The sequence below is a fragment of the Burkholderia sp. JP2-270 genome, assembly GCF_003233675.1.
Classification (GTDB): Bacteria; Pseudomonadota; Gammaproteobacteria; order Burkholderiales; family Burkholderiaceae; genus Burkholderia; species Burkholderia pyrrocinia_C.
In genome coordinates this window covers 2,315,461-2,342,345 of sequence record NZ_CP029824.1, presented here as the reverse complement: position 1 = coordinate 2,342,345, position 26,885 = coordinate 2,315,461, and the positions used below count along the sequence as shown (strand labels likewise).

At 63.9% G+C, this 26,885-nt stretch carries 18 protein-coding genes and 2 pseudogenes; 10 read left to right on the top strand and 10 right to left on the bottom strand.

Features of this window, described 5'->3' with window-relative positions; all coding sequences use genetic code 11:
* The first annotated feature begins 122 nt into the window (after positions 1–122).
* Genes DM992_RS11095 through DM992_RS11085 form a run of 3 tightly spaced genes read left to right on the top strand, consistent with a single transcriptional unit; the run spans position 123 to position 2,941 of the window.
* Positions 123–1,559, top strand: coding sequence for an NAD-dependent succinate-semialdehyde dehydrogenase (locus DM992_RS11095; protein ID WP_111016834.1), 1,437 nt, complete (start codon positions 123–125; stop codon positions 1,557–1,559).
* 12 nt (positions 1,560–1,571) lie between these two features.
* Positions 1,572–1,949, top strand: a complete 378-nt coding sequence (locus DM992_RS11090) for a carboxymuconolactone decarboxylase family protein (RefSeq protein ID WP_111016833.1) — start codon at positions 1,572–1,574, stop codon at positions 1,947–1,949.
* Positions 1,946–2,941: an NAD(P)H-quinone oxidoreductase gene (locus tag DM992_RS11085; protein ID WP_111016832.1), complete on the top strand. Its 996-nt coding sequence runs from the start codon at positions 1,946–1,948 to the stop codon at positions 2,939–2,941. The genes DM992_RS11090 and DM992_RS11085 overlap by 4 nt, the downstream gene beginning before the upstream one ends.
* Positions 2,942–3,604: 663 nt before the next feature.
* Here the strand turns inward: DM992_RS11085 and DM992_RS41630 are convergent.
* A complete protein-coding gene (locus tag DM992_RS41630) occupies positions 3,605–4,729 on the bottom strand; it encodes a hypothetical protein (protein WP_162631637.1) in 1,125 nt (374 codons plus the stop codon).
* 660 nt (positions 4,730–5,389) lie between these two features.
* On the opposite strand from DM992_RS41630, the gene DM992_RS11070 reads away from it, so the two are divergent.
* On the top strand, positions 5,390–6,535 hold the full coding sequence (locus tag DM992_RS11070; RefSeq protein ID WP_111016830.1) for a helix-turn-helix transcriptional regulator: 1,146 nt from the start codon (positions 5,390–5,392) through the stop codon (positions 6,533–6,535).
* A gap of 440 nt (positions 6,536–6,975) precedes the next feature.
* On the opposite strand, the gene DM992_RS11065 is transcribed toward DM992_RS11070, so the two are convergent.
* Entirely contained in the window at positions 6,976–8,160 is a 1,185-nt protein-coding gene (locus tag DM992_RS11065; RefSeq protein ID WP_111016829.1) for a thiolase family protein, read from the bottom strand.
* A 532-nt stretch (positions 8,161–8,692) separates the two neighbouring features.
* Between DM992_RS11065 and DM992_RS11060 the strand changes: the two genes are divergently transcribed.
* The 5 genes and pseudogenes from DM992_RS11060 to DM992_RS11040 all read left to right on the top strand — a co-directional run bounded on the left by DM992_RS11060 (position 8,693) and on the right by DM992_RS11040 (position 13,038).
* Positions 8,693–9,238: an aspartate carbamoyltransferase gene (locus DM992_RS11060; protein WP_111016828.1), complete on the top strand. Its 546-nt coding sequence runs from the start codon at positions 8,693–8,695 to the stop codon at positions 9,236–9,238.
* A gap of 18 nt (positions 9,239–9,256) precedes the next feature.
* Entirely contained in the window at positions 9,257–9,736 is a 480-nt protein-coding gene (locus DM992_RS11055; RefSeq protein ID WP_111016827.1) for a GNAT family N-acetyltransferase, read from the top strand.
* Entirely contained in the window at positions 9,733–10,101 is a 369-nt protein-coding gene (arsD, locus tag DM992_RS11050) for an arsenite efflux transporter metallochaperone ArsD (protein WP_111016826.1), read from the top strand. Before DM992_RS11055 ends, arsD begins: the two co-directional genes overlap by 4 nt.
* A 9-nt stretch (positions 10,102–10,110) precedes the next feature.
* Positions 10,111–11,874 (top strand): arsenical pump-driving ATPase, encoded by a 1,764-nt coding sequence (gene arsA / locus DM992_RS11045; RefSeq protein WP_111016825.1) that lies wholly within the window; start codon positions 10,111–10,113, stop codon positions 11,872–11,874.
* An 81-nt stretch (positions 11,875–11,955) separates the two neighbouring features.
* Positions 11,956–13,038 (top strand): annotated as a pseudogene (locus DM992_RS11040) (ArsO family NAD(P)H-dependent flavin-containing monooxygenase).
* Positions 13,039–13,561: 523 nt separating this feature from the next.
* On the opposite strand, the gene DM992_RS11035 reads toward DM992_RS11040, so the two are convergent.
* The 3 genes from DM992_RS11035 to DM992_RS11025 form a co-directional block, all read right to left on the bottom strand.
* Positions 13,562–14,089 (bottom strand): 2'-5' RNA ligase family protein, encoded by a 528-nt coding sequence (locus DM992_RS11035; protein ID WP_111016824.1) that lies wholly within the window; start codon positions 14,087–14,089, stop codon positions 13,562–13,564.
* 79 nt (positions 14,090–14,168) lie between these two features.
* Positions 14,169–14,735 (bottom strand): nucleotidyltransferase family protein, encoded by a 567-nt coding sequence (locus tag DM992_RS11030; protein WP_111016823.1) that lies wholly within the window; start codon positions 14,733–14,735, stop codon positions 14,169–14,171.
* A 325-nt stretch (positions 14,736–15,060) separates the two neighbouring features.
* Positions 15,061–15,801 carry a hypothetical protein gene (locus DM992_RS11025; RefSeq protein WP_162631636.1) on the bottom strand — a complete coding sequence of 247 codons (741 nt, stop codon included), beginning with the start codon at positions 15,799–15,801 and terminating at the stop codon, positions 15,061–15,063.
* A gap of 1,218 nt (positions 15,802–17,019) precedes the next feature.
* Between DM992_RS11025 and DM992_RS11020 the strand changes: the two genes are divergently transcribed.
* Entirely contained in the window at positions 17,020–19,161 is a 2,142-nt protein-coding gene (locus tag DM992_RS11020) for a hypothetical protein (RefSeq protein WP_111016821.1), read from the top strand.
* Between the two features lie 160 nt (positions 19,162–19,321).
* Here the strand turns inward: DM992_RS11020 and DM992_RS11015 are convergent, their stop codons facing one another.
* The 5 genes and pseudogenes from DM992_RS11015 to DM992_RS10990 form a co-directional block, all read right to left on the bottom strand.
* Positions 19,322–20,722 carry a GGDEF domain-containing protein gene (locus DM992_RS11015; RefSeq protein WP_111016820.1) on the bottom strand — a complete coding sequence of 467 codons (1,401 nt, stop codon included), beginning with the start codon at positions 20,720–20,722 and terminating at the stop codon, positions 19,322–19,324.
* Between the two features lie 265 nt (positions 20,723–20,987).
* A complete protein-coding gene (locus tag DM992_RS11010) occupies positions 20,988–22,166 on the bottom strand; it encodes an acetyl-CoA C-acyltransferase (RefSeq protein ID WP_111016819.1) in 1,179 nt (392 codons plus the stop codon).
* A gap of 50 nt (positions 22,167–22,216) precedes the next feature.
* Positions 22,217–22,848: pseudogene (gene pncA, locus DM992_RS11005) on the bottom strand (bifunctional nicotinamidase/pyrazinamidase).
* A 44-nt stretch (positions 22,849–22,892) separates the two neighbouring features.
* Positions 22,893–24,977 (bottom strand): 3-hydroxyacyl-CoA dehydrogenase NAD-binding domain-containing protein, encoded by a 2,085-nt coding sequence (locus DM992_RS11000; protein WP_111016818.1) that lies wholly within the window; start codon positions 24,975–24,977, stop codon positions 22,893–22,895.
* Positions 24,978–25,191: 214 nt separating this feature from the next.
* Positions 25,192–26,835, bottom strand: coding sequence for a 3-(methylthio)propionyl-CoA ligase (locus DM992_RS10990; protein WP_111016816.1), 1,644 nt, complete (start codon positions 26,833–26,835; stop codon positions 25,192–25,194).
* Positions 26,836–26,885: the final 50 nt, after the last annotated feature.

Here is a 26,885-nt window from a genome sequence, read left to right as displayed (position 1 = left end):
CGTTTCAAGGCCGAGCCCGGCACGGCACGGCGGATCATCCCGACACGGCGTGGCGCAGGTCCCCAATCCGGCTCGCGGCGAACACATATTGAATCGCAATCCTAACCATATTGGTTGATACCATGGACATCACTTACGACGCACTTCATCTTTTCATCAATGGCGAATGGATCGGCGCGAGCGAACGCGAAACGGCGCCGGTGATCAACCCCGCCACGCAAATCGAGATCGGCCGCGTCCCGCTCGCGACGGCAGCCGATCTGGATCGCGCCCTGCAGGCCGCTGCACAGGCGTTCGACGTCTGGCGCAACACCGTGCCGGCCGAACGCGCGCGCATTCTGAAACGCGGGGCGGAACTGATGCGCGAGCGCGCCGGGCACATCGCGACGGTCATGACGCTCGAGGAAGGCAAACCGCTGGCGGAAAGCCGCGACGAAGTCCTGCGTGCCGCCGACTACTTCGAATGGTTCGCCGAAGAGGCGCGTCGCATCGACGGCCGCGTGGTGCCGTCCAACCGCCCGGGTGTGCAACAGCTCGTGAAGAAACAGGCGATCGGGCCCGTCGCCGCATTCACGCCGTGGAATTTTCCCGCGATCACCCCGGCGCGCAAGCTCTCCGCCGCACTTGCCGCCGGATGCAGCGTCATCATCAAGCCCGGCGAGGAAAGCCCCGCTACGGCACTCGCGCTGGCACGCGCACTGGACGACGCCGGTTTGCCGAAGGGCGTGCTTCAAGTCGTGTTCGGCGTGCCCGACGAGGTGTCGAAGCAGCTGATCGCTTCTCCGGTAATCCGCAAGGTGACGTTCACGGGCTCGGTGCCGATCGGCCGTCTGCTGTCGGCGCGCGCAGCCGAAGGCGTCAAACCAATTACGCTGGAGCTGGGCGGCCACGGGCCCGTCCTCGTATTCAGCGATGCGGATGTCGAAAAGGCCGCGGTCGAAGGCGCGGCGAATCGCTATCGCGGTACGGGCCAGATCTGCATCTCGTCGACGCGCTTCCTGATCCAGCGCGAAGTCTACGACGAGTTTGTCGGTCACTTCGTGCGTGCCGCCAACGCGCTCAAGGTCGGGAACGGCATGGATGCGGGCACGCAGGTCGGGCCGCTGGCTAATCCGCGCCAGCTTGCCAAGATGGAGGAACTCATCGCCGATGCGGTGGAGCGTGGCGCAACCATTCTCGCCGGCGGAAAGCGCATTGCGGGCGACGGGTATTTCTTCGAGCCGACGGTCCTCGCCGACGTACCGAAGGACGCGCGTGTGATGCACGAAGAACCGTTCGGCCCGATCGCGGTGCTGATGCGCTTCGATGCGCTCGCCGACGGGCTCGCCGAAGCGAACCGGTTGCCGTACGGGCTCTCCGCCTATGCGTTCACGAGCAGCGCGCGCACGGCCATCGATGTCGCGGACGGTCTCGAAGCCGGCATGATCGGCATCAACCAGTACCGCATCGTCTCGACCGAACTGCCGTTTGGCGGCATGAAGGAAAGCGGCCACGGCTCGGAAGGCGGCGCCGAGGGCATCGAGTACTACCTCACGCACAAGTTCATCAGCCAGGCTTGAAGGAGGATCACCATGTCTCATACGCATTTCGACAGTCCGCGCGAGGCCGCGCGTGCGTTCACGCCGAAGCTCTCGGCATTCGTCGACGACACGCTCTATCCGCGGATCTGGAGCGATCCGGCGCTCTCGCCGCGTGACCGCAGCCTCGTGACCGTCGCCGCGCTGATCGCGGGGGGCCATCTCGACGAGTTGCCGGCGCACCTGCGCCGCGCGTTGACGAACGGCGTGACCCGCGAAGAGCTCGCCGCGGCGATCACTCACCTCGCGTTCTATGCGGGGTTTCCCGCGGCGATCTCGGCATCCGCCGCAGCGCAGGCAACGCTTGGCGCACAAACTCGGTCCGACGATGTCGCCGGCCATTTATCCACGACGCAGGAAGGTTTGAAATGAAAGCCATCACATTCAATGAATTCGGCGAGGCCGAGGTTCTCCAGCTCGCCGAGGTCCAGGTACCCGAGGTGCGCCCTGACGATTTGCTGGTACGCGTCCATGCAGCAGGTGTGAATCGCGCGGACCTCACGCATCGCCGAGGCGGATACGGCAGGCCGAACTTCGGCGACTCGACGATCATGGGGCTCGAGATCGCCGGCGAGGTGATCGAGACCGGACCTTCCGTGCAGGGTTACAAGGTCGGTGATCGTGTAATGGGCGTCGTCGGCGGCGGGGCCTACGCAGAATTGGCGCGCATTGACTGGAGAATGGCGATGCCCATTCCGGCAACGATCGACTACGTGCACGCGGCGGCAATACCGGAAGTCTTCGTCACGGCGCACGAAGCGTTGTTGCATCTTGGCCGCTTGCAGCGCGGCGATTCGGTGCTCATTCACGCAGCGGCGGGCGGGGTGGGTTCCGCAGCTGTCCAACTGGCCTACTCAACCGGCGCGACGATCTTCGCGACCGCCGAAGCCTCGAAGCTGGAACGGATCGTTCAACTTGGCGTGGACCATGCGATCGACTACAAGACGCAGGATTTTTCGGAAGTTGTCGCAAGCAGGACGGACAAACGCGGTGTCGACGTGGTTATCGACTTCGTGGGCGCGCCATATTTTTCCCGGAACGTCGCGTCATTGGCAAACGGCGGCCGGCTGGTGCAGGTAGGGATACTTGGCGGCGGCGGTGACGTGATCGTGAGCCTCGAACAGATCCTGTACCGTCATCTGCAAATCATCGGCACGGTGATGAAGTCGCGCGACCAGCACGAGAAACACGCGATGGTTCGGCGGTTTCGCGAACATTGGCTGGACCGCTTTGCAGGAGGAGCGGGTCTGGAGCCGGTCGTCGACAGCGTGTTTCCTCTCGCCAATGCCGCGGCTGCCCATCGACGGATGGAGTCGGCTGTGAACGTAGGAAAGATCATCCTGACGATGAACGAAGATAGCTGAAGTAAGGCATATTCACGTCGCGTACCTATGCACAAAGCTGGCTGATGGCAGTGAAGCGGACGGAAGCGGTCACTCGGCCAACTTGCGCGAGCGACCGCGTATGGCCGAACGCGGCCGGCCCCCGCTCTGTGACGCGCGACCGGCGCAGATCGACTCCAATCAGCCGCTCGATTCGCGATCACATCCGCCGCTTTGCTCGGCGCGCTATCGGACCAACGACCACTCCATCGCCGGTTGAGGAGGATGGTTTGGGCCGATCAACCATCCCGTGTCATACCGACCGCTATCAGATCCATGATCCCATGGGGGTGCCTGGTCGGCGCGGTCCGGTGAATCGTAAGCGATCCACGAACGACACCCCTCAGGCGCTTACCTCGCGGGCTTCATATTTTCGATGTTTGGCGGGTGCCAGCGGGGCGGCGGCACCCGTCTGCACTTCTCCGTGCGCCGGCTTATCTCCTTGCCGGGTCATTTCCCCCGGCGCGACTAAGGGTAATGCGAACATGCGTGTCGCAACTCACGAATGCAAAAGCCCGCACAGGGCGGGCTTCATTTCCTATCCATGCACCTTTCCCCACTGGGGGAGATCTCGCACATAAGCGGTCTCGGTCATCGAGCAGATACTGCACGGAATCTGTCGACAGATTACAACGCCTCGTTTGCTCAGTGAGGGCCGCGAAATATCACAATGTCGCGCCGAGTCGCTGCTGGTGCCTTCAGGAGAAGCGTTCCACACACGATGCCATTGCCGTAGTCAGCATGGAACATGTTAGGAAATCCTCCTTCGAATCCGTATCGCTTCGCGTAATCCTGCGTTGCGCGAAATCGCTGACCGATATCGTCGAGCGGAGGATTTCCGAGGTCTGCAATCGGAACGTCTCGCCATTCAACTCCTTCGCCTCGCAGGAAAACACTGCCGCAGACGATGCCCTCACTGTACTGCGCGTGATAATAGGTCGGAAACCCACCAATGTAACCATTCTTGGTCGCATATGCATTCGTAGCACGCATGCGCTCGCCGAAGTCTTCCAGCGGCGGATTTCCAAGATCGTGGAGAGATACGTCTCGCCATTCAGCGACACTGGAGTTCAGGAATATGCTGCCACCTACTCGGTCCGGCCCGCTGTTCGCCTCGTAAAAGTTTGGAAAGCCTCCTGCAAAGCCGTTTGCGGCTGCGTACTCTGCTCGTTGTCGAAACGCCACCATGGCTAATTGCCCCATGTCGGGCTCACCCACCATGTCTGGCGTGATCAATGCGCTTTGTGTCTGGGCACGGAGCCGAACAGAGAAAATCTGGCGCGGATGGGTTTGAAACTGTGGAGCATCGGCCCAGAAAGACCAAGGCACGGCAAGTACATAGGGCGCAATCTCTGCAGCTTGCACTAGAGCACCCTCGGTTCCGTCTTCCGAGCGGAAGATCGGAACGATGGTGATGAGCGATGGCCTCGGGTCCGGAAATGTGTCGTCGGGATCGTTCCTCCACGCCGCACATGTAATGTTGGGCCCGCCAGCCATGGGAACCGACCAGTTCACCCTGAAGAATTCGTCGTGCGGTCCATCGGCACCTGACATAACGTTGACCTTCCAAAGTGCCCAACCAGAAGTCCCAGTCAAAATACCGTCAGATTCCGATCGCCATTCTCGTTGCTCAGCGGGAGCAATCGTCCCGGCTGATTTTGACGGATACCATGGGTCTTGCCATTGCCCACTGTCGCATTCATCCCGTACCCAGTGGATTGTCGAAAACAAATCGTTCTCAATGACACCATGCATTTCACGCGCTGCCATAGTCGATCTCCTGAAGATTATTGCTAATTCTCAAGCGCAAGCGATGCCATGTACGAATACCGAGCCGCAACTGTGGCCGCACATTGCCGCTAAACGCTTGCAAAAAAGCGCCAACCAGCAAGTCCACTGACTAGCGCCTTATTCGAAACCGGCGCAGACAGGTCGCCGGGCCCGTTGCCTTTCTCTCCGGTTGACATCGTTGGTGCGCACCAAGCGCCAGCGCGGATGGAGCCATCGCCAATTACCACGTTCTCGAAAACACACCGCTTTGCCCCGGTGCGCACCTCCAACGCGATGAGCGGCGCGATGTCAACCGAGAATGCACGGCTATCGCTGCGAGTGTCCGACGCTGTCGGGTGGAAAAGCGCGACAGCCTCCATGCCTGCGTAGAGCCATGCCAACAGCCAAATGTCGGCCCGCTTTCTGATCACAATCCACCACCGCTGCATTTCGATCACTCCTCGTGAGCTCGCAAAGATTCGCGGCAGCTAATCTCGGCGGCCAGGGGTGTCGCCCAGCCCGACGACGGCAAGGCGGGTTAATACCTGGCTCCATCGATTCGCTCGATTCAACCAGAAGCGTTCCCTATACTTTTGATCAGCTTGCGCACATCCGGCACTCCCATTTGGGAGGGAAAATTCCCTCAGACTGGCAGCAAACATGACGCGCGTCGAAACAATCCATCAAGCAATTCGGCATGTTTACGAAGCGGCGCTCGCGCCTGACGGGTGGTCGCGCGCAGGTATCTCGATCACGAAAGCAACGGCGTCCCACAAGGCAATCTTCTTGGGCGTTCAGGCAACGGAGACACTCGGGTTGGCACTCACGACCGGCTTTGATGTCGAGTCCGCACGGCGCATGCAGCGGGAATTCGCAACGCAGCCACCGCCCTGGGTCAAAGTGATCCCAGTCAGCACGCCATTGCGCCAGACTTCGTTCGTCACGGATGGAGACTTCAGGCAGTCGGATTTTTATAACGACGCAGTCCGGCCGGCTGGTGGATTCTATGGAATGGTCGCGCCGCTTGTACCGGATCGAGGCGTTTACTTGGTGATAGGCCGCGATAGTGGAGCAGCCGACTTCAGCGACGACGACGTCAACGCTGCTCGGTTGATCGTGCCGCATCTGACGACGGCACTGCAAGTGCAAAGCCGTCTCGCCACAGCGGACCTCAAGGCACAAGGAGCGTACGAAGTTATCTCGCGCTTGGAGTTCGGCGTGATACTCCTCGACTCGAGGATGCGCCCGATTTTCGCCAATCCCCGCGCCGAGGCACTGGCGCGTTGCGGTGATGGTCTTTTGCTCAGTCGCAATGAAGTATCCGCGGCGCGACCTGCTGACGCCAAGAATCTGCGCGGCGCGATTGAGACGGCGGTCGGATTGAACAACTGTGGCCGGGATGTCAGCGAAGCTGTCGTGCGGCCATGGGCGCCGATGAACTGCTATGTGTCACGCCGTCCGCCACGTCCTCCGCTCATTCTCCGCGTGGTGCCGGTATCTTCATCGGAAGTACCGAACGGAATAAGTTCAGCCACACGGGTAATCCTGTTCGTAATGGAACCAGACAGACGAACCGAGATCGATCCGAGCTTCCTCACCACGACCTTTGATCTCACGCGACGCGAAGCGGCACTTACGACGCTGCTCGCAAGGGGCTTGGATCTCGCCGAGGCGGCATCGCAATTGGGCATCGGTCTGGGAACCGCGCGCGGATATCTAAAGCAGATCCTGGCGAAGACCGATACGCACCGGCAGGCAGAACTGGTATCGCTGATACTTCGTGCGGCTTTGCTAGTCGTGCGTTGAGCAGGCGGCGCAGCCATCCGCTTCGTCACAATAGATTCTGAGCTGGCCGAACCGCCGGCTCGCTGCTCGTGTAGTCACAAGTTCTATTACGCCTCAATGTCAGCTTCCGGGTGCAGAGGCGACGTGCGAACGTGCGCGCGAAAGCACGGAGCAACGGCCGAAGATGGCCGAACTGCGCCATACGATGCTGTCGCGCCGCTCGGGCGAGCCGGCGACGTCCAAGCGGCGCATCTCGACCCATATCCGTCCTTCTGCAAGCACTAAGGCCGATGACAGCTTTGTGCCTATAAGGGGACGTCCGCACGGTCACATCGCTGATGACCGTCACCTCACTTCTACGAAGAGCGATGTAGTCCGGTGTAGTGCTCTTGCGCACATGTCGTTGGACGGTTCCCCTATTCAACGAATCGTGGCTTTCGGGCACAACCGTTATGCGGTTTTCACAGAAGTTCGAGCGCCAGCGCGATTCCCTGTCCTCCGCCAATGCATAGCGTCACGATACCGTGCCGGCCCCCACCACGCTGCATCTGGTGCAACAGCCGCGTGGTCAGTACGGCCCCGCTCGCACCGATTGGATGTCCGTGCGCAATTGCTCCGCCTTCCACATTTACGATGTCTTCCGCGAAGCCGAGTTCACGCGAGCAAGCCAATGCGATCGCCGCGAACGCCTCGTTGATTTCCACGCAATCCACGTCGGCGACAGACCAGCCAGCGCGTGCGATGGCCTGTCGCACTGCCGGAATGGGGCCGAGTCCGAACAAACTCGGCTCCACCGCTCCCACGCCGAAACTGACCAGCCGTGCCATCGGTGTCAGGCCATTGCTTTCGGCCCAGGCGCGCCCGGCGACAAGCATCGCAGCCGCCCCGCTGTTCAAGCCGGGCGCATTGCCCGCGGTAATCGTCCCGTCCTTGCGAAAGGCCGGCTTGAGCCTGGCAAGTGATTCGGCGCTGGTGTCTGGCCGGTTGTGCTCGTCGCGGCCAAAGACCGTCGTTCCCTTGCGACCAGGAATCTCCAGCGGCGCGATCTCGGCATCGAAGAGACCTGCGGCCTGGGCCTTCGCGAAACGTTGCTGGGAGCGAAGCGCCCATCGATCCTGGTCTTCTCGCGAGATGCCGCATTTCATGACGAGATCCTCTGTGTGCCAACCGGAATGCTGACCGCTGAAAGCATCGTTGAGTCCATCGAGCAGCATGCTGTCGAACAGTGTCACATCGCCCATCCGCGCGCCCCAGCGTCCCTGCGGCAGCAGGTAGGGGGCGCGGTCCATGTTTTCCATACCCCCTGCGACCGCGCAGTCGATCATGCCGGCCCAGATTTCGTTTGCCGCGCTGGCAATGGCCTGCGCGCCTGACCCACACACGCGGTTAACCGTGAGCGCGGGAACTTCGACCGGCAAGCCTCCAGCGATGCCAGCCTGCCGTGCCGGGTTCATTTTCACACCCGCCTGAATGACGTTGCCCATGACCAGCGATTGAATCTTGGCAGGCGGCAATCCGACGCGCTTGAGGCTTTCGCGGATAACGGCAGCGCCAAGCGTTGGCGCCGCTACGTCCTTGAGCGTCCCACCATAGGTTCCTATCGCGGTGCGTACCGGGCTGCACAAGACGACGTCAACGTTGCTCATGGCATTGCTCCTCAAAGGAATCGTATGAACTCAGGGTGGTACGGCAGATCGTGCCCGTCATGCGGTTGCGGGGGGATGCTGTCAAAGACCGTGCCGTATTTCTTCAAGTTTGGATGCCGCAATCCTGTACGGAGGCGTGGTCATCGGGACAGGTCTGTTCGCGCACGCGATATGCCTTTCATGATGTCCAGGGGCGGTCCTAGCCATCTTGACGTGTATCAACGCGCTCACCATCATCGCCAGGCAACCTGAATCACGGTGATGAAAGAGCCCCCATCAGCGACAGATCAGGGAGGTTGCCTTGAAAGACATCGATCGGGATTACGGGGCCGTCGAGTGGACGGTGCGGCTCGTCTCCCTCGTGTCTGCGGTCGCAGTCGCTGCGATTGCCATGAATTCGCGTAGTCGAGATCGCGTCATGCCGGTATCCGCCCGGTAGAGCGAAGAAGCACGTGCCCGCTGTATGATTTCACTCAGCCGTCGAACAGGATGCTGGCGCCAGGCTCCGGCACGATTCGAGGTGGAATATTCCATGAAACGCTGTTCAGCAACAGTCGTCGCTGCATCGATTCTGGTCCTGCTCGGCATGGCGGTTGTTTCGCCGTTCACCCTTGCCGATGCCACTGCACGCCAGAAGGAGGTCGCGCAACACGGCGCGGACGTGATGCCGTTCTCGCTCGCGGCCACCACCCACATCTTCACGAAGACGGCCGACGGCGGCATCCAGCGGGTCGTCACGAAGCGTCCCGACGCGCGGCAGGCCGCGCTGATCCGCGGACATCTCGCCGCGATCGCCCGTCGCTTCTCGGCGGGAGACTTTGGCGCGCCTGAGCAGATCCACGGCAACGACATGCCAGGCCTCGCTGTATTGCGTGCTGCCCGGCGCGGCGAGCTGACGGTCGAATATCACGACGTGCGCCGCGGCGGCGAAATCGTGTATCGCAGCGAGCAGCATCGTCTTGTCGCCGCCCTGCACGACTGGTTCGATGCCCAACTGTCCGATCATGGGCACGACGCGATGGCCGGACACGATCCGGACGCGATGCATCACCATCCGGCAGACGCTTCGACGCCGTGAACGCAGCGGAGGATTGAAATGAATACGCCTGTCGAGGACATTCGCCGGGCAGCCGCCACGAACTTCGAGCATATCCGCGCGTTGCTGGATACCTGCAGGCTGCCGGCGAGCGACCTCACGGCACGGAGCCTCGACGGCTTCCACGTCGCCGTGCGCGACGCCGCGATCGTCGGGGTGGCGGGACTGGAACAAACCGGCGACGCAGCCCTGTTGCGTTCGGTCGCGGTTAACCCGCGACCGAACGCATCCGGTCTGGGTACCCGTCTTATCGACGCTTCCGTTGCGCTAGCGCAAACGCGATCGCTGCGCGCGCTTTACCTTATTCCGAATGATGAAGCCGCCCGCACCTTCTTTGCGCGGCGCGGCTTCACGCAGATCGAGCGAAACGACATTCCCGAGCTAATTCGCAGTCTGCCCGAATTCACGCACCTTTGCCCGCAGACGCATCCGTGCTTGTGGAAACCGCTGAATCCCGATTGTTCCGAGGCGCTGCCATGAAGAAACTCGAAGTGTTCGATCCCGCGATGTGTTGCTCGACGGGTGTATGCGGTGTGGATGTGGACCCCGCGCTGGCGCAATTCGCCGCGGACCTGAAATGGGTCGAGGCACACGGCGTCACCGTGTCCCGCTACAACCTGGGCCAGGAACCGCAGGCGTTCGCCGCCAACTCCGCGGTGGTCAAGGAAATGGAAGCCGGCATGGAACGACTGCCGATCCTCGTGATCGATGGCCACATCGTATCGACGGGCATGTATCCGTCACGCCAGCAGCTTGGGCAGAAACTCGGCATCGCACTGACCACGGCGGAAAAACCGCACATCAAGGCCGGCAGCTGCCGCGCGCCGGGCTCAGGCTGTTGCTAGAGAGCGACCATGTCCCTTCCTGAAACGCAAACCCGATATCTCTTTTTCACCGGAAAAGGCGGCGTCGGCAAGACTTCGCTTTCCTGTGCCACCGGCCTCGCCATGGCAGATGTCGGCAAGCGGGTGCTCATCGTCAGCACGGACCCGGCCTCCAATCTCGACGAGGTACTCGGCGTCGGCTTGAGTCAGTTGCCGACGCCGGTGCCCGGCGCTCCTGGCCTGTTCGCGTTGAATATCGACCCCGAAGCGGCCGCGCAGGCCTACCGGGACAGAATGGTCGGACCCTATCGCGGCGTCTTGCCCGCAGCGGCGATCCGCAATATGGAAGAGCAGTTTTCCGGCGCCTGCACGGTCGAGATTGCGGCCTTTGATGAATTCTCCAAATTGCTCGGTGACCCGGCCGCGACGGCCGATTTCGATCACGTAATTTTCGATACGGCGCCGACGGGGCACACGCTGCGCCTCCTGACCTTGCCGTCGGCGTGGAGCGAGTTCATCTCGTCGTCGACGGGCGGTGCCTCCTGCCTCGGGCCGTTAGCCGGACTGGAAAAGCAGAAGGCGCTGTACGCGGCGACCGTCGAACGCCTGTCGAGCGCAGCGCAAACGACCGTCGTCCTGGTGAGCCGGCCCGAAGTCGCCGCACTGCGCGAAGCGAATCGCACGCGGCACGAGCTGGCCGAACTCGGCATTCGCAACCAGGTGCTGGCGATCAACGGCCTCTTCGCCACAGACCGCACCGACGACGCGATTGCGACCGCCATGGCGCAGCGCGCGCAACAGGCGCTGGCCGACATGCCGCGCGAGCTGGCTGGCTTACCGCAGACGCGCATTCCGTTTCTGCCGCGCGGCACGGTCGGGCTGGACGCGCTGCGCGACATGGCGCATCCCGAGCGCGTGCGCATGCCGACCGAACGCCGGATGCCCGAAACCATCTTGCCGCCGGGCCTGGGCGGCCTCGTCGACGAGCTGTCGGCGGCGGGCCACGGCGTGATCATGACGATGGGCAAAGGCGGCGTGGGCAAGACCACGGTAGCGGCGGCAATCGCAGTCGCGCTGGCGGGCCGCGGACACGACGTGATCCTCTCGACCACCGACCCGGCCTCGCATGTGGCCGCGACCATCGACGGCGTCTTGCCTCGGCTGAGCGTCACGCGCATCGACCCGGTGCGCGAAGTGCAGCAGTACACCGAGGAAGTACTGGGCAAAGCGGCATCCCATCTCGATGCGGGCGGCCGGGCGATGCTCGAAGAAGATCTGCGCTCGCCCTGCACGGCGGAAATCGCCGTCTTCAGGGCTTTCGCGCGCACGGTCGATCAAGGCAAGTCCGGCTTTGTGGTGCTGGACACCGCGCCGACCGGGCACACCATTCTGCTGCTGGACGCAGCAGAGGCCTATCACCGCGAAGTGATGCGCACCCGGGGCGACATGCCCGAGTCGGTCCGCCAGCTGCTGCCGCGCTTGCGCGACCCGGATTACAGCCGCATCCTGATCGTCACGTTGCCGGAAGCCACTCCCGTTCACGAAGCGGAACGCCTGAGCGCCGACCTCGCGCGCGCGGGAATTACGCCGTACGCGTGGGTCATCAACCAGTCGTTGCTGGCGAGCGGCACGACCGACCCGATGCTGTGCCAGCGGGGCACTTACGAGGTGCCGTTCGTGCGCCGCGTGGCGGACGATCTGGCGCAGCGCACCGCGCTCATTCCGTGGCTCGCCGAGGCACCGGTCGGGCCAGCTGGCCTCGAGCACGTGATTACGTCGCGGGCGACCAAGTAGTGCAGTGCACCGCCCACCGTCTTTAAGCTCAATGGGCCGCGTGACCGCCGGAATTCGAATCAGGAGATGGGACGAAAGCGCATGCCTGCAGACCTTGATGTTGTAGTCATCGGCGGTGGCCAGGCCGGGCTTGCCACCGCCTACTTCCTGCGTCGTGCGGGGCTCGACTATCTCGTGCTGGATAACCAGAGCGCCCCAGGAGGCGCCTGGCGACATACCTAGGACTCGCTACATCTGTTTTCGCCGGCTCAATGGAGTTCGCTGCCAGGCTGGCAGATGCCCGTATCGCGCGACACTTACCCGTCGCGCAACGAGGTCATCGACTATCTGGCGCGATATGAGGAGCGTTATCACATACCTGTCCGGCGCACAGTTCATGTCGAATCCGTTTCACGGGTTCAGGGTGGCTTGCTGGTCGGTACCGAACACGGGGAATGGCTCGCCAGGGCGGTCGTGAGTGCAACCGGCACCTGGAGCGCACCGTATGTGCCCGACTATCCTGGACGCGAGATCTTCAGTGGTCGTCAGATGCATTCGGCGCAGTATCGCAATCCGGACGACCTGCGCGGACGATCCGTGCTGGTAGTGGGTGGCGGCAACTCGGGCGCACAGATCCTGGCGGAGGTATCAACGGTCTGCAACGTTACGTGGGTGACGCTGCAGGAACCTGCTTTTCTTCCAGACGACGTGGATGGCCGGGTCTTGTTCGAACGCGCGACCGCCAAATGGCAGGCTCTACGCGATGGGCACACGATCACGGCACCAGTAGGTGGTTTGGGCGACATCGTCATGGTGCCTCCTGTACGGGAGGCGCGTGTGCGAGGCGTGCTGCATGCAATACGTCCGTTCAGCCGATTCGACACGGATGGCGTCGTCTGGAGCGACGGCAGGCATTCCCGCATCGATGTCGTGATCTGGTGCACCGGGTTCCGCCCCGCACTCAAACATCTTGACCCGCTACAGATCCGTGACGTCGAGGGCTTGCCGAGGACAGATGGGACGCACGCCAGAGACGAGAAACGCTTGTGGCTGGTCGGCTACGGCGAGTGGTGCGGGGCCGCCTCGGCTACGCTCATCGGTGTAATGCGTGGCGCGCGGGAAGCGGCGTACGGCATAGCCCAATATCTGCTTCCCATACAACCGAGCAACGGGTCGGCACCATAGCCGATGAGGGCATCGCCAATCAGGCATCGTCCCTTTTACCTGCCACGCCACGTCTCGGTCATGTGGCAGGCGCTTGGGGGATCGAGGCCGAGCCGCAGTTTCCGAGGTGCCTCGCGCAGGGCACGATGAAGACAAATTTTAAGCAAAAAATGGGGCCGCTCCTTTGCTTTGAGCGGACACTCGCATCGTCATCAGGAGTTGCTGGCCAATGACCGGGCGGTGTCCATATAAGGCTGTGTAAAAACGTGTGCCGGGGCCGGCCAACGGAGAAGGCGACCCGCCAGAATGCTCTGTATCGGCCTCGCGGCACTTCGGGAAGGGTAAAGCGACACCCGAAAAACGGGTAATTTCGAGTTTTGACACGGCCTCGGCCGAACGCGGCCGGCCGCCGCCCTGCAGCGCGCGACCGGCGCAGATCGACCCGGAGCGGCCGGCCAGCTTTCTACAAAGCGGCCATTCGCTTCAGATGGGCTAGACGCCTAGTGCCATAGAACCGCGCAGACCGGACTGCGGTCGATCGTCATTAGACGTAGACATTTGGAAGATCAATCACATGCATCTTCCTCCAGCGACCCGACGAGTTCTCCAGCAGAGCGACAGAGCGACAGCACGTTCGAATCGCCTCCTGCGCAGACAGACGATGTTCGAGCTCGACGGCAGCCAAATGAGCTGTCGCAGCATCGCCGTGCGCGACAGTCAGATGTGGAACGATGCCATCGTGTGCATCACCATAGGGGCGAAACATGGGGAAGCGCTCGACCAGCGCAGTCGTCAAGGCGACGAACGGTTCTGGCGGATCAGGAGCAAGATAAGTGGTGACCGCAAACCGCCCGACCTTCCTCAACGAAAATTCGAACGGCTGCACAACACTCAGCGCGCTTTGCGCCTGACGAAGGACATCGGTCGTAATTTCGTCAGGCGGCATGAAGGGAAACAGAACCGTGATATGCGCCGGCACGCCCTGGTCAGAGGTAGCATCAAACCGGCTACGAAGGTCCGCTACTGTTGACTCTGCTGCGGGAACCTCAACGACGAACGCTGTTGTGAGCATTCGGGAATCCTCTCGCGTCGATTGATCATTTATGCTCGACTTCCGTCGGTAACACGCCCCTTGACTGCCTGCGGCATATCTAAACGATGATGGTCACACGGGGCCAGCGGTCCTTGTATCTCTTCTGCTGGATTCGCCGAAGATAGGTATCAATGCTGACACGCGCTGGATTGCGTCGTACCACCATGGAAAAAAGGTCGTCGAGTCCGTATGGTGCGCAGACATCAATTGTCCCGTCACTAAGCAAAGTCAGTCCTACCGTCGTCGTGTACTCCGGCCACGACGCAACGGCTTGGGCCAGTGAACTGAAGGGGGACACCGGATGCCCAAAGGCGCTCTCGAACCAGAGATGAACAGCGGCCTGATTTGTGACCTCCCACGGAATTTCGGGACATTGCGCCGTGAGGCTGCGCTGGATTTCGGCATCGCGAATCGACGACAAATCAGACGGGTCGAAGTAGGCTAAATCGACGTCGGCTGGGCGTGTCGGAGTCACATATCCGTGAAGCGAGTCCCAGACCAAATTACGAATGGCCCCTGCGCCAATGCACCAGGATTTCAGGCCCATTGCACGTGCCGCCGACAGCGCAGACATACACCAAGACGACTGTCGGGCTATTTCGATTAATCTTTCGTTGAGATTCATCGCGGATCTACGTGGCCTAAACGAGCAGAACGGGTGAAATTGTCACCAAATCCGGGCGCACCGTCGAGTGACCGAAACTGGCCGCCAACCGCCGGGTGCGGCCGGCGGATGCCGACACCCGTTGCCGCCTGTCGTGCTGTCTGGGGTTCAACGGCGGGTAATTGGGTGGTCCGGTCGTCTAAGCCGGCTCCTTGGGGGCAGCGGTTCGGCCGTTATGGACGTTCGCGCCCTAACTGCGGGCCTCACCAGTAACGTCCGCTGCACGAAGTGTCCAATTGCGCCACTCACGAGGAGCGGGCAGATCTCATGAGGAGCGTGCTGGTAGTCACTGAGGGTTGAAGGTCTCGTCCCTTGCAGTGGCATCGATTGTCCGCAGCAAGCCGTCCCGGCCACCGTGGATATCCATCCAGTGCAGAACGCGACAAGCGGCGTCAGCGTAGATCATCCGATCCTTGCCGGCACGAGGCCCCCACTCGGCAGGACTTGACGGGAGCGAACTCACACTTTCCCTAACGCAACGCTCGGCCGTCGTCGTTCCGGGATTCAGGTACCGGTTGTCGTCAGAGACAATTACGGCGACGCCCTCGTCGAACCAGGCCGGCATGGTGCCATTGGCCAACTTCCGCGAGCCAATCCGCCGATGTAGCTCTACATGCGAGAACTCGTGCGCCAGAATCGTGGGCGTTTGGCCATGAGGCGAAACCCGAGTGATGATCGCAAAGGGCGTGGTGGTGGTTGAGGCAAGGGCGCCACGACCTCCCATGCGTCTATCGCATTCATCCGTGGAGCAGCCAACGATAATCGGTGCGAGATCGAACGACCCGTAGAACTCTCGAACCAGCGACTCGGCTTCCTTGGCATTTGCTAATAGCGTATCGCGCATCTGAGGGGGCATGCCCCGATCAACAATCAGTCTTGGCGCTGCGCGCTCCATTCCGTAGCATGCGGTACAGATTGTGGTGGCGATGGCAGGATAGCCACAAGCGACGAGACCAGAGGCGATCACCCCAGACAGGATGGTTCCGATGACTGCGCGTGTGATCCAACGGCGGAAGGAGGTTTTCAAGGTTTTGCGTCTTGTTAGATGACCACTTTGGCAAATTATGCGGCGAGCACACGCGATCGTGGAAGGTCGCCTTTCTGGGCCGACCGGGCGTCCGAACGTCTCGGCAAGGGCGGCGTCGAGCGACGCCTTATGGCCGGTAATTGTCGCTCGCCATCAGCAACACCCGGCCGGATGGCGACGAATCCGGTCAAACGGTTCAACGTCCATGGTCGTGCCGTCGCCAGTCGTTCCAGCACATGAAAAAGGGGGTATTAGAGCGGGTGCCAGACGCCACAATCTCGACAACATTCTTTATTACTCAATGAATTGCGACCACAATTGTCAATGCAACTTCCACATGACAATATGTCTGATCACTTTGTTCGCTCCAGTTCGTTGGGGTTCACGATGCGGGCGCGGCTCGCATCGCGGCGGCCGGGCGGCGCCCCGCCAGTCGTCTGTCTGCTTTTCACCCCGTCGACACTCGACGGCGCGATCCGCGCAAACGGCGGCAGGCACCAAGCCTACCAAACTTGACGGCTCCGATTGAACGATCGCACGGTTCGCGGCCCGAACCGGTACCTATCACGTGGTCTGTTATCCGGATCGCGCTTTGGAGCCAGAACGGCGCGCGTCTTCCGCTGCATTGCAGGAACGCGGATTGCTCATGCGTCGCGCGCTCCGCTTCCGCGCCTTCCGCGCATTGCCCGACAACAACCGGCACAAACGCGACGATTCAATTCCTGCCAGGCATCAATCGCCGGATTGAAACGTCATTGCCAATTGTTTCGCCATCGGATATCCGGATTCCATTATCCATTTTCTTTAAATCGCACATTTTACCGACTCGACGAGTAATAATTGCGATCGCCTTTTCCATAGAATATCAGAAAACCGCGAAAACATTATTGACTTCAACTTTCTCGTAAATTTAGAATCCCCTACGACAGCTTACGTTTCATTTTCTCCCGCCGCACACGAGTCGCCATTCGCTCGCGCGAAGGCTACCCCTGAGCCCATTCCCTTGCCGCGCCGGGGTGGCGCCTTCTGCCATTTTCGCTTGCGGCACTGATCGGTCATTCGCTTATTTGCCGCGCAATTCGCTTATCGCAGAATCACCACACCCCGATTAATTCCAGGCATTCGCCCGAATGCCCGCAGCACAGAACGAAACGGACGGAAGATCCGTTCATTCGGCAATTCCGATAAAAATCGCCAGTCACCAGGAGGGACATCAACATGCATCGCCTTGCGAAGTCGCTGTGTCTCGGGTTCGTCTGCGCCGGCCTGCTCGCGGCCTGTAACGACGACGACATCCGGTCGAGCGACGCACCGTCGCACCACGCCGCGCTGTCGTTCCGCATGGACGCCGGCGGCCAGATCAATGCGTTCTACCGGCAGGACAAGGTCGCCGCGCACCTGCTGGCGCGCTCGTCGACGAAACCGCGCCTGCTCGTGGTCTTCCCGGCCGGCAACAGCGGCACGGGGCTGTGGTTCGACGACACCGCGCAGCCGGTGAACTGGAGCCTCGACACGCCACCGTCCGCGCTGTCGGCCCCCGACACGCACGGCCGCCCGCTGTCCGGCATCGGCGCCGACGTGTCGGTGGACACCGACACGCTGACGATCCGCCAGGGCGTGCTCAGCAACGTGCGCTTCCTGCGCGACTTCAACGGCGGCGCAACGATTCCGCAGCAGATCGTCACGGCGCCGACGGTCCAGGGCAGCGCAGCGCAATGGCAGCGCGACCGGATCGACGGCGCGCCCGGCTATGCGCTGCGCATCACGCTGCGCGATGGCGGCAGCATCACGCCAGCGGCGGGCGGCAAGCTCGTGCTGCGCGCACCGGCGGGCGCGCACACGCTGAAGCTGCATGTCGATGCGCTGTCGGGCGAAACACCGCTGTCGCCGATCACGCGCGCCGATCTGCTCGCGCCGTCCGTGAACCCCGATCCGGTCAGCCAGAACGTGCTCGAATTCCTGAGCTTCCACGACAAGCTGCTGGCCGGCTCGTGGCAGTACGACACGTACTTCGGCCGCGACACGCTGATCTCGGTCCGCATGCTGATGCCCGTGCTCGAACCCGCGGCGATCGAGGCCGGTTTGTCGTCGGTGCTGAGCCGCCTGTCGACGGACGGCAAGGTCGCGCACGAGGAAGGCATCGGCGAATTCGCGCTGGTCGACAACCAGAAGAACGGCCGGCCGAACGATCCGACGCCGACCTACGACTACAAGATGATCGACAGCGACTACCTGCTCGCGCCGATCGCGGCCGCGTGGCTGATCGACGATACGCGCGGCCAGGCCCGCGCGGCCGCCTATCTGGCGCAGCGCGGCAGCGACGGGCAGACCAACGGCAGCCGCCTGGTCGTCAACCTGCTGCACGTCGCGACGACCGCGCAGCCGTTCGCGCAGCAGCCATCGGTCGCGAACCTGATCCACCTGCGGCCCGGCGAGATCGTCGGCAACTGGCGCGACAGCACCGACGGGCTCGGCGGCGGCGTCTACCCGTACGACGTAAACGCGGTGCTCGTGCCCGCCGCGTTGCGCGCGGCGAATGCGTTCCTCGCGCGCGGCCTGCTCGATCCGTACCTGGATGCCGCGCAGCGCGCGACGCTCGCCAACACGGCGAACCAAGCCGCCGCGTGGGAAACGCAGGCGCCGCCGCTGTTCCAGGTCAGCGTGCCGGCCGCGCAGGCGGCCACCGACCTGTCGGCCTATGCGCCGTCCGCCGGCGTGCCCGCCGGTGCCGCGCCGATTGCACCGCTGTCGTTCTACGCGCTGTCGCTCGATCAGCAGGGCAACCCGATTCCGGTGATGAATTCCGACGGCGGCTTCGCGCTGCTGTTCGGCGCGCCGCCGGACGACGAGCTCCAGCGGATCGTCGCCGACGTCACGCGGCCGTTCCCGACCGGGCTCGTGACCGATGCCGGCATGCTGATCGCGAACCCGGCGTATGCGAACCAGTCGCTGTGGCCGAAGTTCACGAGCTCCGCGTATCACGGCACGGTGATCTGGTCGTGGCAGCAGGCGATGTGGGTGGCCGGGCTCGATCGCCAGCTCGCGCGCCAGGACCTGTCGGCCGCAACCCGTGCGCTGCTCGCGCAGGCGCGGCAGACGATCTGGCAGGTGATCTCCAACGGGCGCGACATGCGTACGTCGGAGATGTGGACATGGTCCTACGTGAACGGCCAGTACCGGACCGATGCATTCGGCACGCGCAGCGCGGACGCGACCGAAGCCAACGCGGCGCAGCTCTGGAGTACGACGTATCTCGCGATCCGCGATCCGCAGCAGCGCGCGGGCAAGTACTGGTGGCAGGCGTCGCTGCGGATGCAGGAGGTGCAGCCGAAAAACGCAGCGGTCGTGGCATCGCGCTAGCGCATTGCCCATCGCGCGCCAACCGAGCATGCAGAAGCCCCGGGGGTATTTCCGCCCCCAGGGCTTCGGCAGGGACTGCATCGATCATCGCTTCCGCACAACCGCGTTGCCGAGCGCACCGCACTCGCTCAACGGCGCCGGCGTGCCGCTCGAACCCGCGTTACCGCGACACGACCCGGTTCCGCCCTTCCCGCTTCGCCTGGTACAGCCGCTCGTCGACCATGCGCAGCAGCGCATCGACCGTGCTGCCGTCGACCCCGTATTGCGCGACGCCGACGCTGACCGTCACCTGCACACGCTTGAAGTCCAGCCCGAACGGCGAACTCGCGATCGACGAGCGCACGCGCTCGGCCGTCATCCGCGCGCCCTCGAGCGGCATCTCCGGCAGCAGCGCCATGAACTCCTCGCCGCCGACTCGCGCGAGCCCGCCCGCCGGGCGGATCGCCTCAAGGCACTGGCGTACGACGCCGCGCAGCACCTCGTCGCCGATCTGGTGCCCGTACGCATCGTTGATGTTCTTGAAATTGTCGAGATCGAGCGCGAGCAGGCAAAACGGCGTGCCGTCGCGCTCGGCCCGCACCATCTCGCGCTCGACCTGCGCGATGAACTGCCGGCGGTTCGATGCGCCCGTCATCGGATCGGTCGCGGCCATGTACTCGAGCTTCTGGTTCGTGCGCCGCAGTTCCTGCAGCGCGCTCTCGGCGCGCGCCATCGACTCCGACAGCCGGCTCATCAGGTCTTCCTGGCTGTAGATCGCCGAGAACGAGCGCGTCGTCTGCAGCGCCTGCACGACGCCGTAGCTGAGCAGGAAGAACCCGCCCGCGAAGATCGCGTGCGCGAGCCACCACATGTGATTCCACGGCTTGCCGAGAATGAACGCGAGCGACGACAGCGCGAACGCCATGATCGACACGCCGTAGATCACCATCAGCGGCGAGCGGATCCGCCGCGCGAGCAGCACGCCGACGTTCAGCATCGAGAACACGAGCGCGCCGCCCTCCATCGACAGCCGCGTGCCCAGCGCGCCCGCGATCGGCGAATACGCGATGTACGCAACGGCCACGTTGATGATCACGAAGAACATGATCCACGGCAGCCACGTCCGCACGCTCGTGCGCTTCTCGATGCGATCGGGCGGACTCGAATAGGACATCAGGCCCGTGAGCAGCAGGATCGACATCACGAGCCGCGACGCGGGCCCGTACAGCAGGAACAGCCAGATATTGTGGTGCGCCATCCCGGTGAACGCACCGTGCAGCGAATAGATCATCGCGAAGCCGAGAAAGCCGAGCGTCAGCCAGCGCAGCAGCGGCTCGCCGGACGACCGGTAGCACACCCACGTCACGTAGGTGACGAACGCGCCCTCGAGGGTCGCCGCCGCAATCGCGATTTCATGGAACGCATGGCTCTCGAACACGACGTGCGGGTCGCTGAAGAACCACAGATAGGCGATCAGATAGGCAGGCAGCAACGCGAATCCGACCAGCAGGCATTTCGCGTAGAGCCTCGCGGCCGCGCTGACGACGCGCGGCGGTTCCCCGGCTGCATAGGTCGTACTCATTCGGTCCCCGGTCGGTCTGCTGCGTTGGTTCAATCTTCGCGGCACGTATCGCGCGACGTACGATCCGGCCCATCGTGCCGAAAGGCAAATGTCAGAGCAAGTATAGGTGGGGCAATTCGTTTGACAAGTAAGGGGAAACGGCATTGCCGGGAGCACGTTTTTTGCCTCCCGATCGTTTCGAATGGCAATTCTGCCGCGCCGATTCGCGTCGCATCGCGGCCGCCGGCCTCGCCGAAGCGAAACCGCGGCCGCCACCAGCCAAAAATCAGATAATTTCGAACAGGCCCGCCGCGCCCTGCCCGCCGCCGATGCACATCGTGACGACCACGTACTTCACGCCGCGGCGCTTGCCTTCGATCAGCGCATGGCCCGTCAGGCGCGCGCCCGACACGCCGTACGGATGGCCGACGGCGATCGCGCCGCCGTTCACGTTCAGGCGATCTTCTGGAATCCCGAGCGTGTCGCGGCAGTACAGCACCTGCACCGCGAATGCCTCGTTCAGTTCCCACAGGCCGATGTCGTCGACCTTCAGCCCTGCCTGCTTCAGCAGCTTGGGCACCGCGAACACGGGGCCGATACCCATCTCGTCCGGCTCGCAGCCGACCACCGCGAAGCCGCGGAACACGCCCAGCGGCTGCAGCCCTTCGCGCTGCGCGGCAGCGGCGCTCATCACGACGCACGCCGACGCGCCATCCGAGAACTGGCTCGCGTTGCCGGCGGTGATCACGCCGCCCGGCACGGCCGAACGGATCTTCGACACGCCTTCGAGCGTCGTGTCGGGACGGATGCCTTCGTCGGCCGATACGGTCACTTCCTTCGTGAACAGGCGGCCCGTCGCCTTGTCGGCGATACCCGCAAGCACGGTGATCGGCACGATCTCGTCGCGGAAGAGACCGGCTTCCTGGGCGGCCGCGGCCCGCAGTTGCGACTGCACGCCGTACTCGTCCTGCCGCTCCTTCGAGATTCCGTAGCGCTTCGCGACGTTCTCGGCCGTCTGCAGCATGTTCCAGTAGATCTCGGGCTTGTGCTCGACCAGCCAGCCCTCCTGGACCATGTGCCGGTTCATCTCGTTCTGCACGCAAGAGATCGATTCGACGCCGCCCGCGACATACACGTCGCCTTCGCCCGCGATGATCCGCTGCGCGGCCAGCGCGATGGTCTGCAGCCCCGACGAGCAGAAACGGTTCACCGTCATCCCCGGCACGGTCACCGGCAGCCCCGCGCGCAGCGCGATCTGCCGCGCGATGTTCGCGCCGGTCGCGCCTTCGGGGTTCGCGCAGCCCATGATCACGTCCTCGACGCGCGCGGGATCGAGCTTCGCGCGTTCGAGCGCGGCCGCGACCACGTGGCCGCCGAGCGTCGCGCCGTGCGTCATGTTGAAGGCGCCGCGCCAGGATTTCGCGAGCGGCGTGCGTGCGGTCGATACGATTACGGCTTCGGTCATGCGAGTCTCCTTCGGTCCTGCTTCATGTCCTGATTCGGATGGGGAATGCGCTACGCCGCCGGGCGAGCGCCCGCGGACGTCACATGTGCGACTCCCGCTGCCTGCATCTGCTGCCATGCGTGCGCGAGCGACCCGTTCAGGTCGATCGCGCGGCACGCATCGTTGATCACCGCGGCTTCGAAACCGGCCGCGCGCGCATCGAGCGCCGACCACGCGACGCAATAGTCGGTCGCGAGCCCGCAGCACCACACGCGCTTCGCGCCGAGTTCGCGCAGATAGCCCGCGAGCCCCGTGCGGGTCGTGCGGTCGGCCTCGACGAACGCGGAATAGCTGTCGATCTGCGCGTCGCCGCCCTTGCGGATCACGAGCCGTGCCTGCGGGATGTCGAGGTCGCGATGCAGCGCCGCGCCGTCGGTGTCCTGCACGCAGTGCACGGGCCACAGCACCTGCTCGCCGTACGGCAGCGCGAGCGTCGAGAACGGCTCGCGCCCGGGTGGTTCGCCGCGAACGACACGTGCTCGCGCGGGTGCCAGTCCTGTGTCAGCACGACCTGGTCGAAGCGTCGCGCGAGCGCGTTGATCACCGGCACGACCGCGTCGCCGTCCGGCACCGCGAGCGCGCCGCCCGGCATGAAGTCGTATTGCACGTCGATCACGAGCAGTACGTCGTCGGTGCGTTTCATTGCGTTTCTCCTGCGGAAATCGGTCGCGCCGCCGCGCGATATCGTCAGCCGTTGAACCCGCGGCCGGCCTTCGCGAGCGCCACGATCGACGGCGCGAGCTGCCACGCGTCGCCGTTCGGCGCGGCCGCGTAGCGGCGAATCGCGCGCTCGACGTTGTAGAGGCCGACCATGTCCGCGTACAGCATCGGGCCGCCGCGCCACAGCGGGAAGCCATAGCCGGTCAGGTAGACCATGTCGATGTCGGACGCCTTCGATGCGATCTTCTCTTCGAGGATCTTCGCGCCTTCGTTGACGAGCGCGAACACCAGCCGCTCGACGATCTCGTCGTCGCCGATCTTGCGCCGCTCGACGCCGCGCTCCCTCGAATACGCGACGACCATCTCGTCGACCAGCGACGACGGCTTCGCCTTGCGATCGCCCGGCACGTAGTCGTACCAGCCGGCGCCCGTCTTCTGACCGAAGCGGCCCTGCTCGCACAGGCGGTCGGCGATCTTCGAGTACTGCAGATCCGGCTTCTCGACGTAGCGACGCTTGCGGATCGCCCAGCCGATGTCGTTGCCGGCGAGGTCGCTCATCCGGAACGGCCCCATCGCGAAACCGAACTTCTCGATCGCACGATCGACCTGCGCGGGCAGCGCGCCTTCCTCGAGCATGAAGAGCGCCTGGCGGATGTACTGCTCGATCATCCGGTTGCCGATGAAGCCGTCGCACACGCCCGACACGACCGCCGTCTTGCGGATCTTCTTCGCGACGGCCATCACGGTCGCGAGCACGTCCTTCGCGGTCCGCGCGCCGCGCACGACCTCGAGCAGCTTCATCACGTTCGCCGGGCTGAAGAAGTGCATGCCGACGACGTCCTGCGGACGCTTCGTGAACGCCGCGATCCTGTCGACGTCGAGCGTCGACGTGTTCGACGCGAGGATCGCGCCCGGCTTCGCAACTTCGTCGAGCTTCCTGAACACCTGCTCCTTCACGCCGAGTTCCTCGAACACGGCCTCGACGATCAGGTCGGCATCCTTCAGGTCGTCGTAGGACAGCGTCGGCGTGATCAGCGCCATGCGCGCGTCGAGCTTCTCCTGCGCGAGCTTGCCCTTCTTCACCTGCGCGTCGTAGTTCTTGCGGATCGTCGCGACGCCGCGCTCGAGCGCGTCCTGCTTCGTCTCGAGCAGCGTGACGGGCAGGCCCGCGTTGACGAAGTTCATCGCGATCCCGCCACCCATCGTGCCCGCGCCGATCACGCCGACGCGGCGGATCTCGCGCAGCGGCGTATCGGCCGGCACGTCGGGAATCTTGCTCGCCGCACGCTCGCCGAAGAACGCATGGCGCAGCGCGCGACTTTCCGGCGTCATCATCAGCGCGACGAAACCCTCGCGCTCGGCGATGCTGCCCTTGTCGAAGCCGTTCAGCACGCCGGCCTCGATCGCGTCGATGCACTTGTGCGGCGCGGGGAAGTTCGGCGCGGCGGCCCGCGCGGAATTGCGCGCGAACTGGATGAAACCCGCGGCGTTCTCGTGGACGATCTTGCGATCGCGCACGCGCGGATGCGGCCCCTTCTGCGCACCGACCTTGCGCGCGAACGCGACGGCCGCGTCGAGCAGGTCGCCGTCGGCCATCTCGTCGAACAGCCCGCTCTTCGCGAGCTGCTCGGACGGCACGGGCGCGCCCGACACGATCATGTTCAGCGCGGTTTCGAGCCCGACCGCGCGCGGCAGGCGCTGCGTGCCGCCCGCGCCCGGCAGCAGGCCGAGCTTCACTTCGGGCAGCGCGACCTGCGCGCCGGGCGCCGCGACGCGATAGTGCGCGCCGAGCGCGAGCTCGAGGCCGCCGCCCATCACAACGCTGTGCAGCGCCGCGACGACAGGCTTCCCGCTCGCCTCCACCGCACGGATCACGGTGTGCAGCGTCGGCTCCTGCAGCGCCTTCGGCGTATTGAATTCGGTGATGTCGGCACCGCCCGAGAATGCGCGCCCCGCGCCGGTCAGCACGATGGCCGTGACCGACGGGTCCTGCGCGGCGCGATCGAGCGCGTCCATGACGCCCTGGCGGGTCGACAGGCCGAGCCCGTTGACGGGCGGATTGTTGAGCGTGAGGACGGCCACGCCGTCGCGAGTCGAGTAATCCACTGCCATCTGCCTGCCTCCATGCATCGCGCGCCGGGGTGGCTGCGCTTCATTGTGCGCGGTCGAACGGCCGCATGTCCGGATCGAACGGAGGCAGCATACAACGAAAAAGCACGGTCGTTCAATTTGAATTTGTATCCCGATCGTGGGGGCGGATCGGGCGACCGGATCGCGGGCCGTCGCCGGCCCGGGCCTGCCTGGCCTTATGGCGCCTTGCGGCTCCTTATGGCTCGCACACCGCCGTCGGCAACACGTAGTCGCGGAAGGTCTCGCGCAGCTTCAGCTTCTGCAGCTTGCCGGTCGCCGTGTGCGGCAGCGATTCGACGAACACGACGTCGTCGGGGATCCACCATTTCGCGACCTTGCCTTCATAGAACGCGAGCAGCGCGTCGCGGCTCAGGTTCGCGCCTTCGCGGGGCACCACGACGAGCAGCGGACGCTCGGTCCATTTCGGGTGCGCGCATGCAATGCATGCGGCTTCGGCCACGCCCGGGTGAGCGATCGCGACGTTCTCGATGTCGATCGAGCTGATCCACTCGCCGCCCGACTTGATCACGTCCTTGCTGCGGTCGGTGATCTGCAGGAAGCCGTCGGGGTCGATCGTCGCGACGTCGCCGGTCGGGAACCAGCCGTCCGACAGCGGCGACGTGTCGCCGCGGAAGTAGTGATCGATCACCCACGGCCCGCGCACCTGCAGTTCGCCGAACGCGACGCCGTCCCACGGCAATTCATGGCCGTCCTCGCCGACGATGCGCATGTCCACGCCGCAGATCACGCGCCCCTGTTTCTCGAGCAGCCTGCGCTGCGCGTCGAGCGGACGCTGCGACTGCGCCCAGTTGAGCTTCGCGAGCGTGCCGAGCGGCGACAGTTCGGTCATCCCCCACGCATGAATCACGCGCACGCCGTAGTCGTCCTCGAACGTACGCAGCATCGCGGGCGGGCACGCGGAGCCGCCGATCACCGTGCGGTTCAGCGTCGAAAAGCGCACGCCGGCTTCGCGCATGTAGTTGAGCAGACCGAGCCACACGGTCGGCACGCCCGCGGAAAACGTCACGCGCTCGGCCTCCATCAGCTCGTACAGCGATTTCCCGTCGAGATCCTTGCCGGGCAGCACCAGCTTCCCGCCGGTGAGCGGCACCGCGTACGGCAGCCCCCACGCGTTGACGTGGAACATCGGCACGACGGGCAGCACCGCATCCATCGCGGACAGGTTCATCGCGTCGGGCAGCGCGGCGCCGTACGCGTGCAGCACCGTCGAGCGGTGCGAATACAGCACGCCTTTCGGATTGCCGGTCGTGCCCGACGTGTAGCAGAGCCCCGACGCCTGCTGCTCGTCGAGGCGCGGCCAGTCGTAGCGGCCGTCCTCCGCTTCGACGAGCGTTTCGTAGCAGAGCAACGGCGTCGCGCAGGACGGCAGGTGCGCGGCGTCCGTCATCGCGACCCAGCCCTTCACGTGCGGGCATTGCGGCGCGATCGCGTCGACGAGCGGCGCGAAATTGATGTCGAACAGGACGTAGCGGTCTTCCGCGTGATTGACGATGTACGCGATCTGCTCGGGGAAGAGGCGCGGGTTGATCGTGTGGCATACGGCGCCCATCCCGCCGATCCCGTAATACGCCTCGAGATGCCGGTAGCCGTTCCACGCCAGCGTGCCGACGCGGTCGCCGGCTTCTACGCCGAGCCGTGCGAGCGCCTGCGCGAGCCGCTTCGCGCGGCGTTCGCAATCGCGGTACGTGTAACGATGCACATCGCCCTCGATGCGCTTCGACACGATCTCCGTGTCGCCCGCGTGACGCGCGGCATGCGCGATCAGCGAGGACACCAGCAACGGCATGTCCATCATCTGGCCCAGCAACGGCTTACCCATCGTCTTGTTCTCCCTGAAGGACGCGAATCGGTGACCAGCCTCGAACCGGC

Bases quoted from the DNA above. Each gene is read 5' to 3' on its own strand.
- arsD (WP_111016826.1), top strand. From the start codon at position 9,733: ATGAAGAAACTCGAAGTGTTCGATCCCGCGATGTGTTGCTCGACGGGT.
- DM992_RS11085 (WP_111016832.1), top strand. From the start codon at position 1,946: ATGAAAGCCATCACATTCAATGAATTCGGCGAGGCCGAGGTTCTCCAG.
- DM992_RS11000 (WP_111016818.1), bottom strand. From the start codon at position 24,977: ATGGCAGTGGATTACTCGACTCGCGACGGCGTGGCCGTCCTCACGCTC.
- DM992_RS11095 (WP_111016834.1), top strand. From the start codon at position 123: ATGGACATCACTTACGACGCACTTCATCTTTTCATCAATGGCGAATGG.
- DM992_RS11020 (WP_111016821.1), top strand. From the start codon at position 17,020: ATGCATCGCCTTGCGAAGTCGCTGTGTCTCGGGTTCGTCTGCGCCGGC.
- DM992_RS11015 (WP_111016820.1), bottom strand. From the start codon at position 20,722: ATGAGTACGACCTATGCAGCCGGGGAACCGCCGCGCGTCGTCAGCGCG.
- DM992_RS11090 (WP_111016833.1), top strand. From the start codon at position 1,572: ATGTCTCATACGCATTTCGACAGTCCGCGCGAGGCCGCGCGTGCGTTC.
- DM992_RS11065 (WP_111016829.1), bottom strand. From the start codon at position 8,160: ATGAGCAACGTTGACGTCGTCTTGTGCAGCCCGGTACGCACCGCGATA.
- DM992_RS10990 (WP_111016816.1), bottom strand. From the start codon at position 26,835: ATGGGTAAGCCGTTGCTGGGCCAGATGATGGACATGCCGTTGCTGGTG.
- arsA (WP_111016825.1), top strand. From the start codon at position 10,111: ATGTCCCTTCCTGAAACGCAAACCCGATATCTCTTTTTCACCGGAAAA.
- DM992_RS11030 (WP_111016823.1), bottom strand. From the start codon at position 14,735: ATGAATCTCAACGAAAGATTAATCGAAATAGCCCGACAGTCGTCTTGG.
- DM992_RS11055 (WP_111016827.1), top strand. From the start codon at position 9,257: ATGAATACGCCTGTCGAGGACATTCGCCGGGCAGCCGCCACGAACTTC.
- DM992_RS11010 (WP_111016819.1), bottom strand. From the start codon at position 22,166: ATGACCGAAGCCGTAATCGTATCGACCGCACGCACGCCGCTCGCGAAA.
- DM992_RS11060 (WP_111016828.1), top strand. From the start codon at position 8,693: ATGAAACGCTGTTCAGCAACAGTCGTCGCTGCATCGATTCTGGTCCTG.
- DM992_RS41630 (WP_162631637.1), bottom strand. From the start codon at position 4,729: ATGGCAGCGCGTGAAATGCATGGTGTCATTGAGAACGATTTGTTTTCG.
- DM992_RS11070 (WP_111016830.1), top strand. From the start codon at position 5,390: ATGACGCGCGTCGAAACAATCCATCAAGCAATTCGGCATGTTTACGAA.
- DM992_RS11035 (WP_111016824.1), bottom strand. From the start codon at position 14,089: ATGCTCACAACAGCGTTCGTCGTTGAGGTTCCCGCAGCAGAGTCAACA.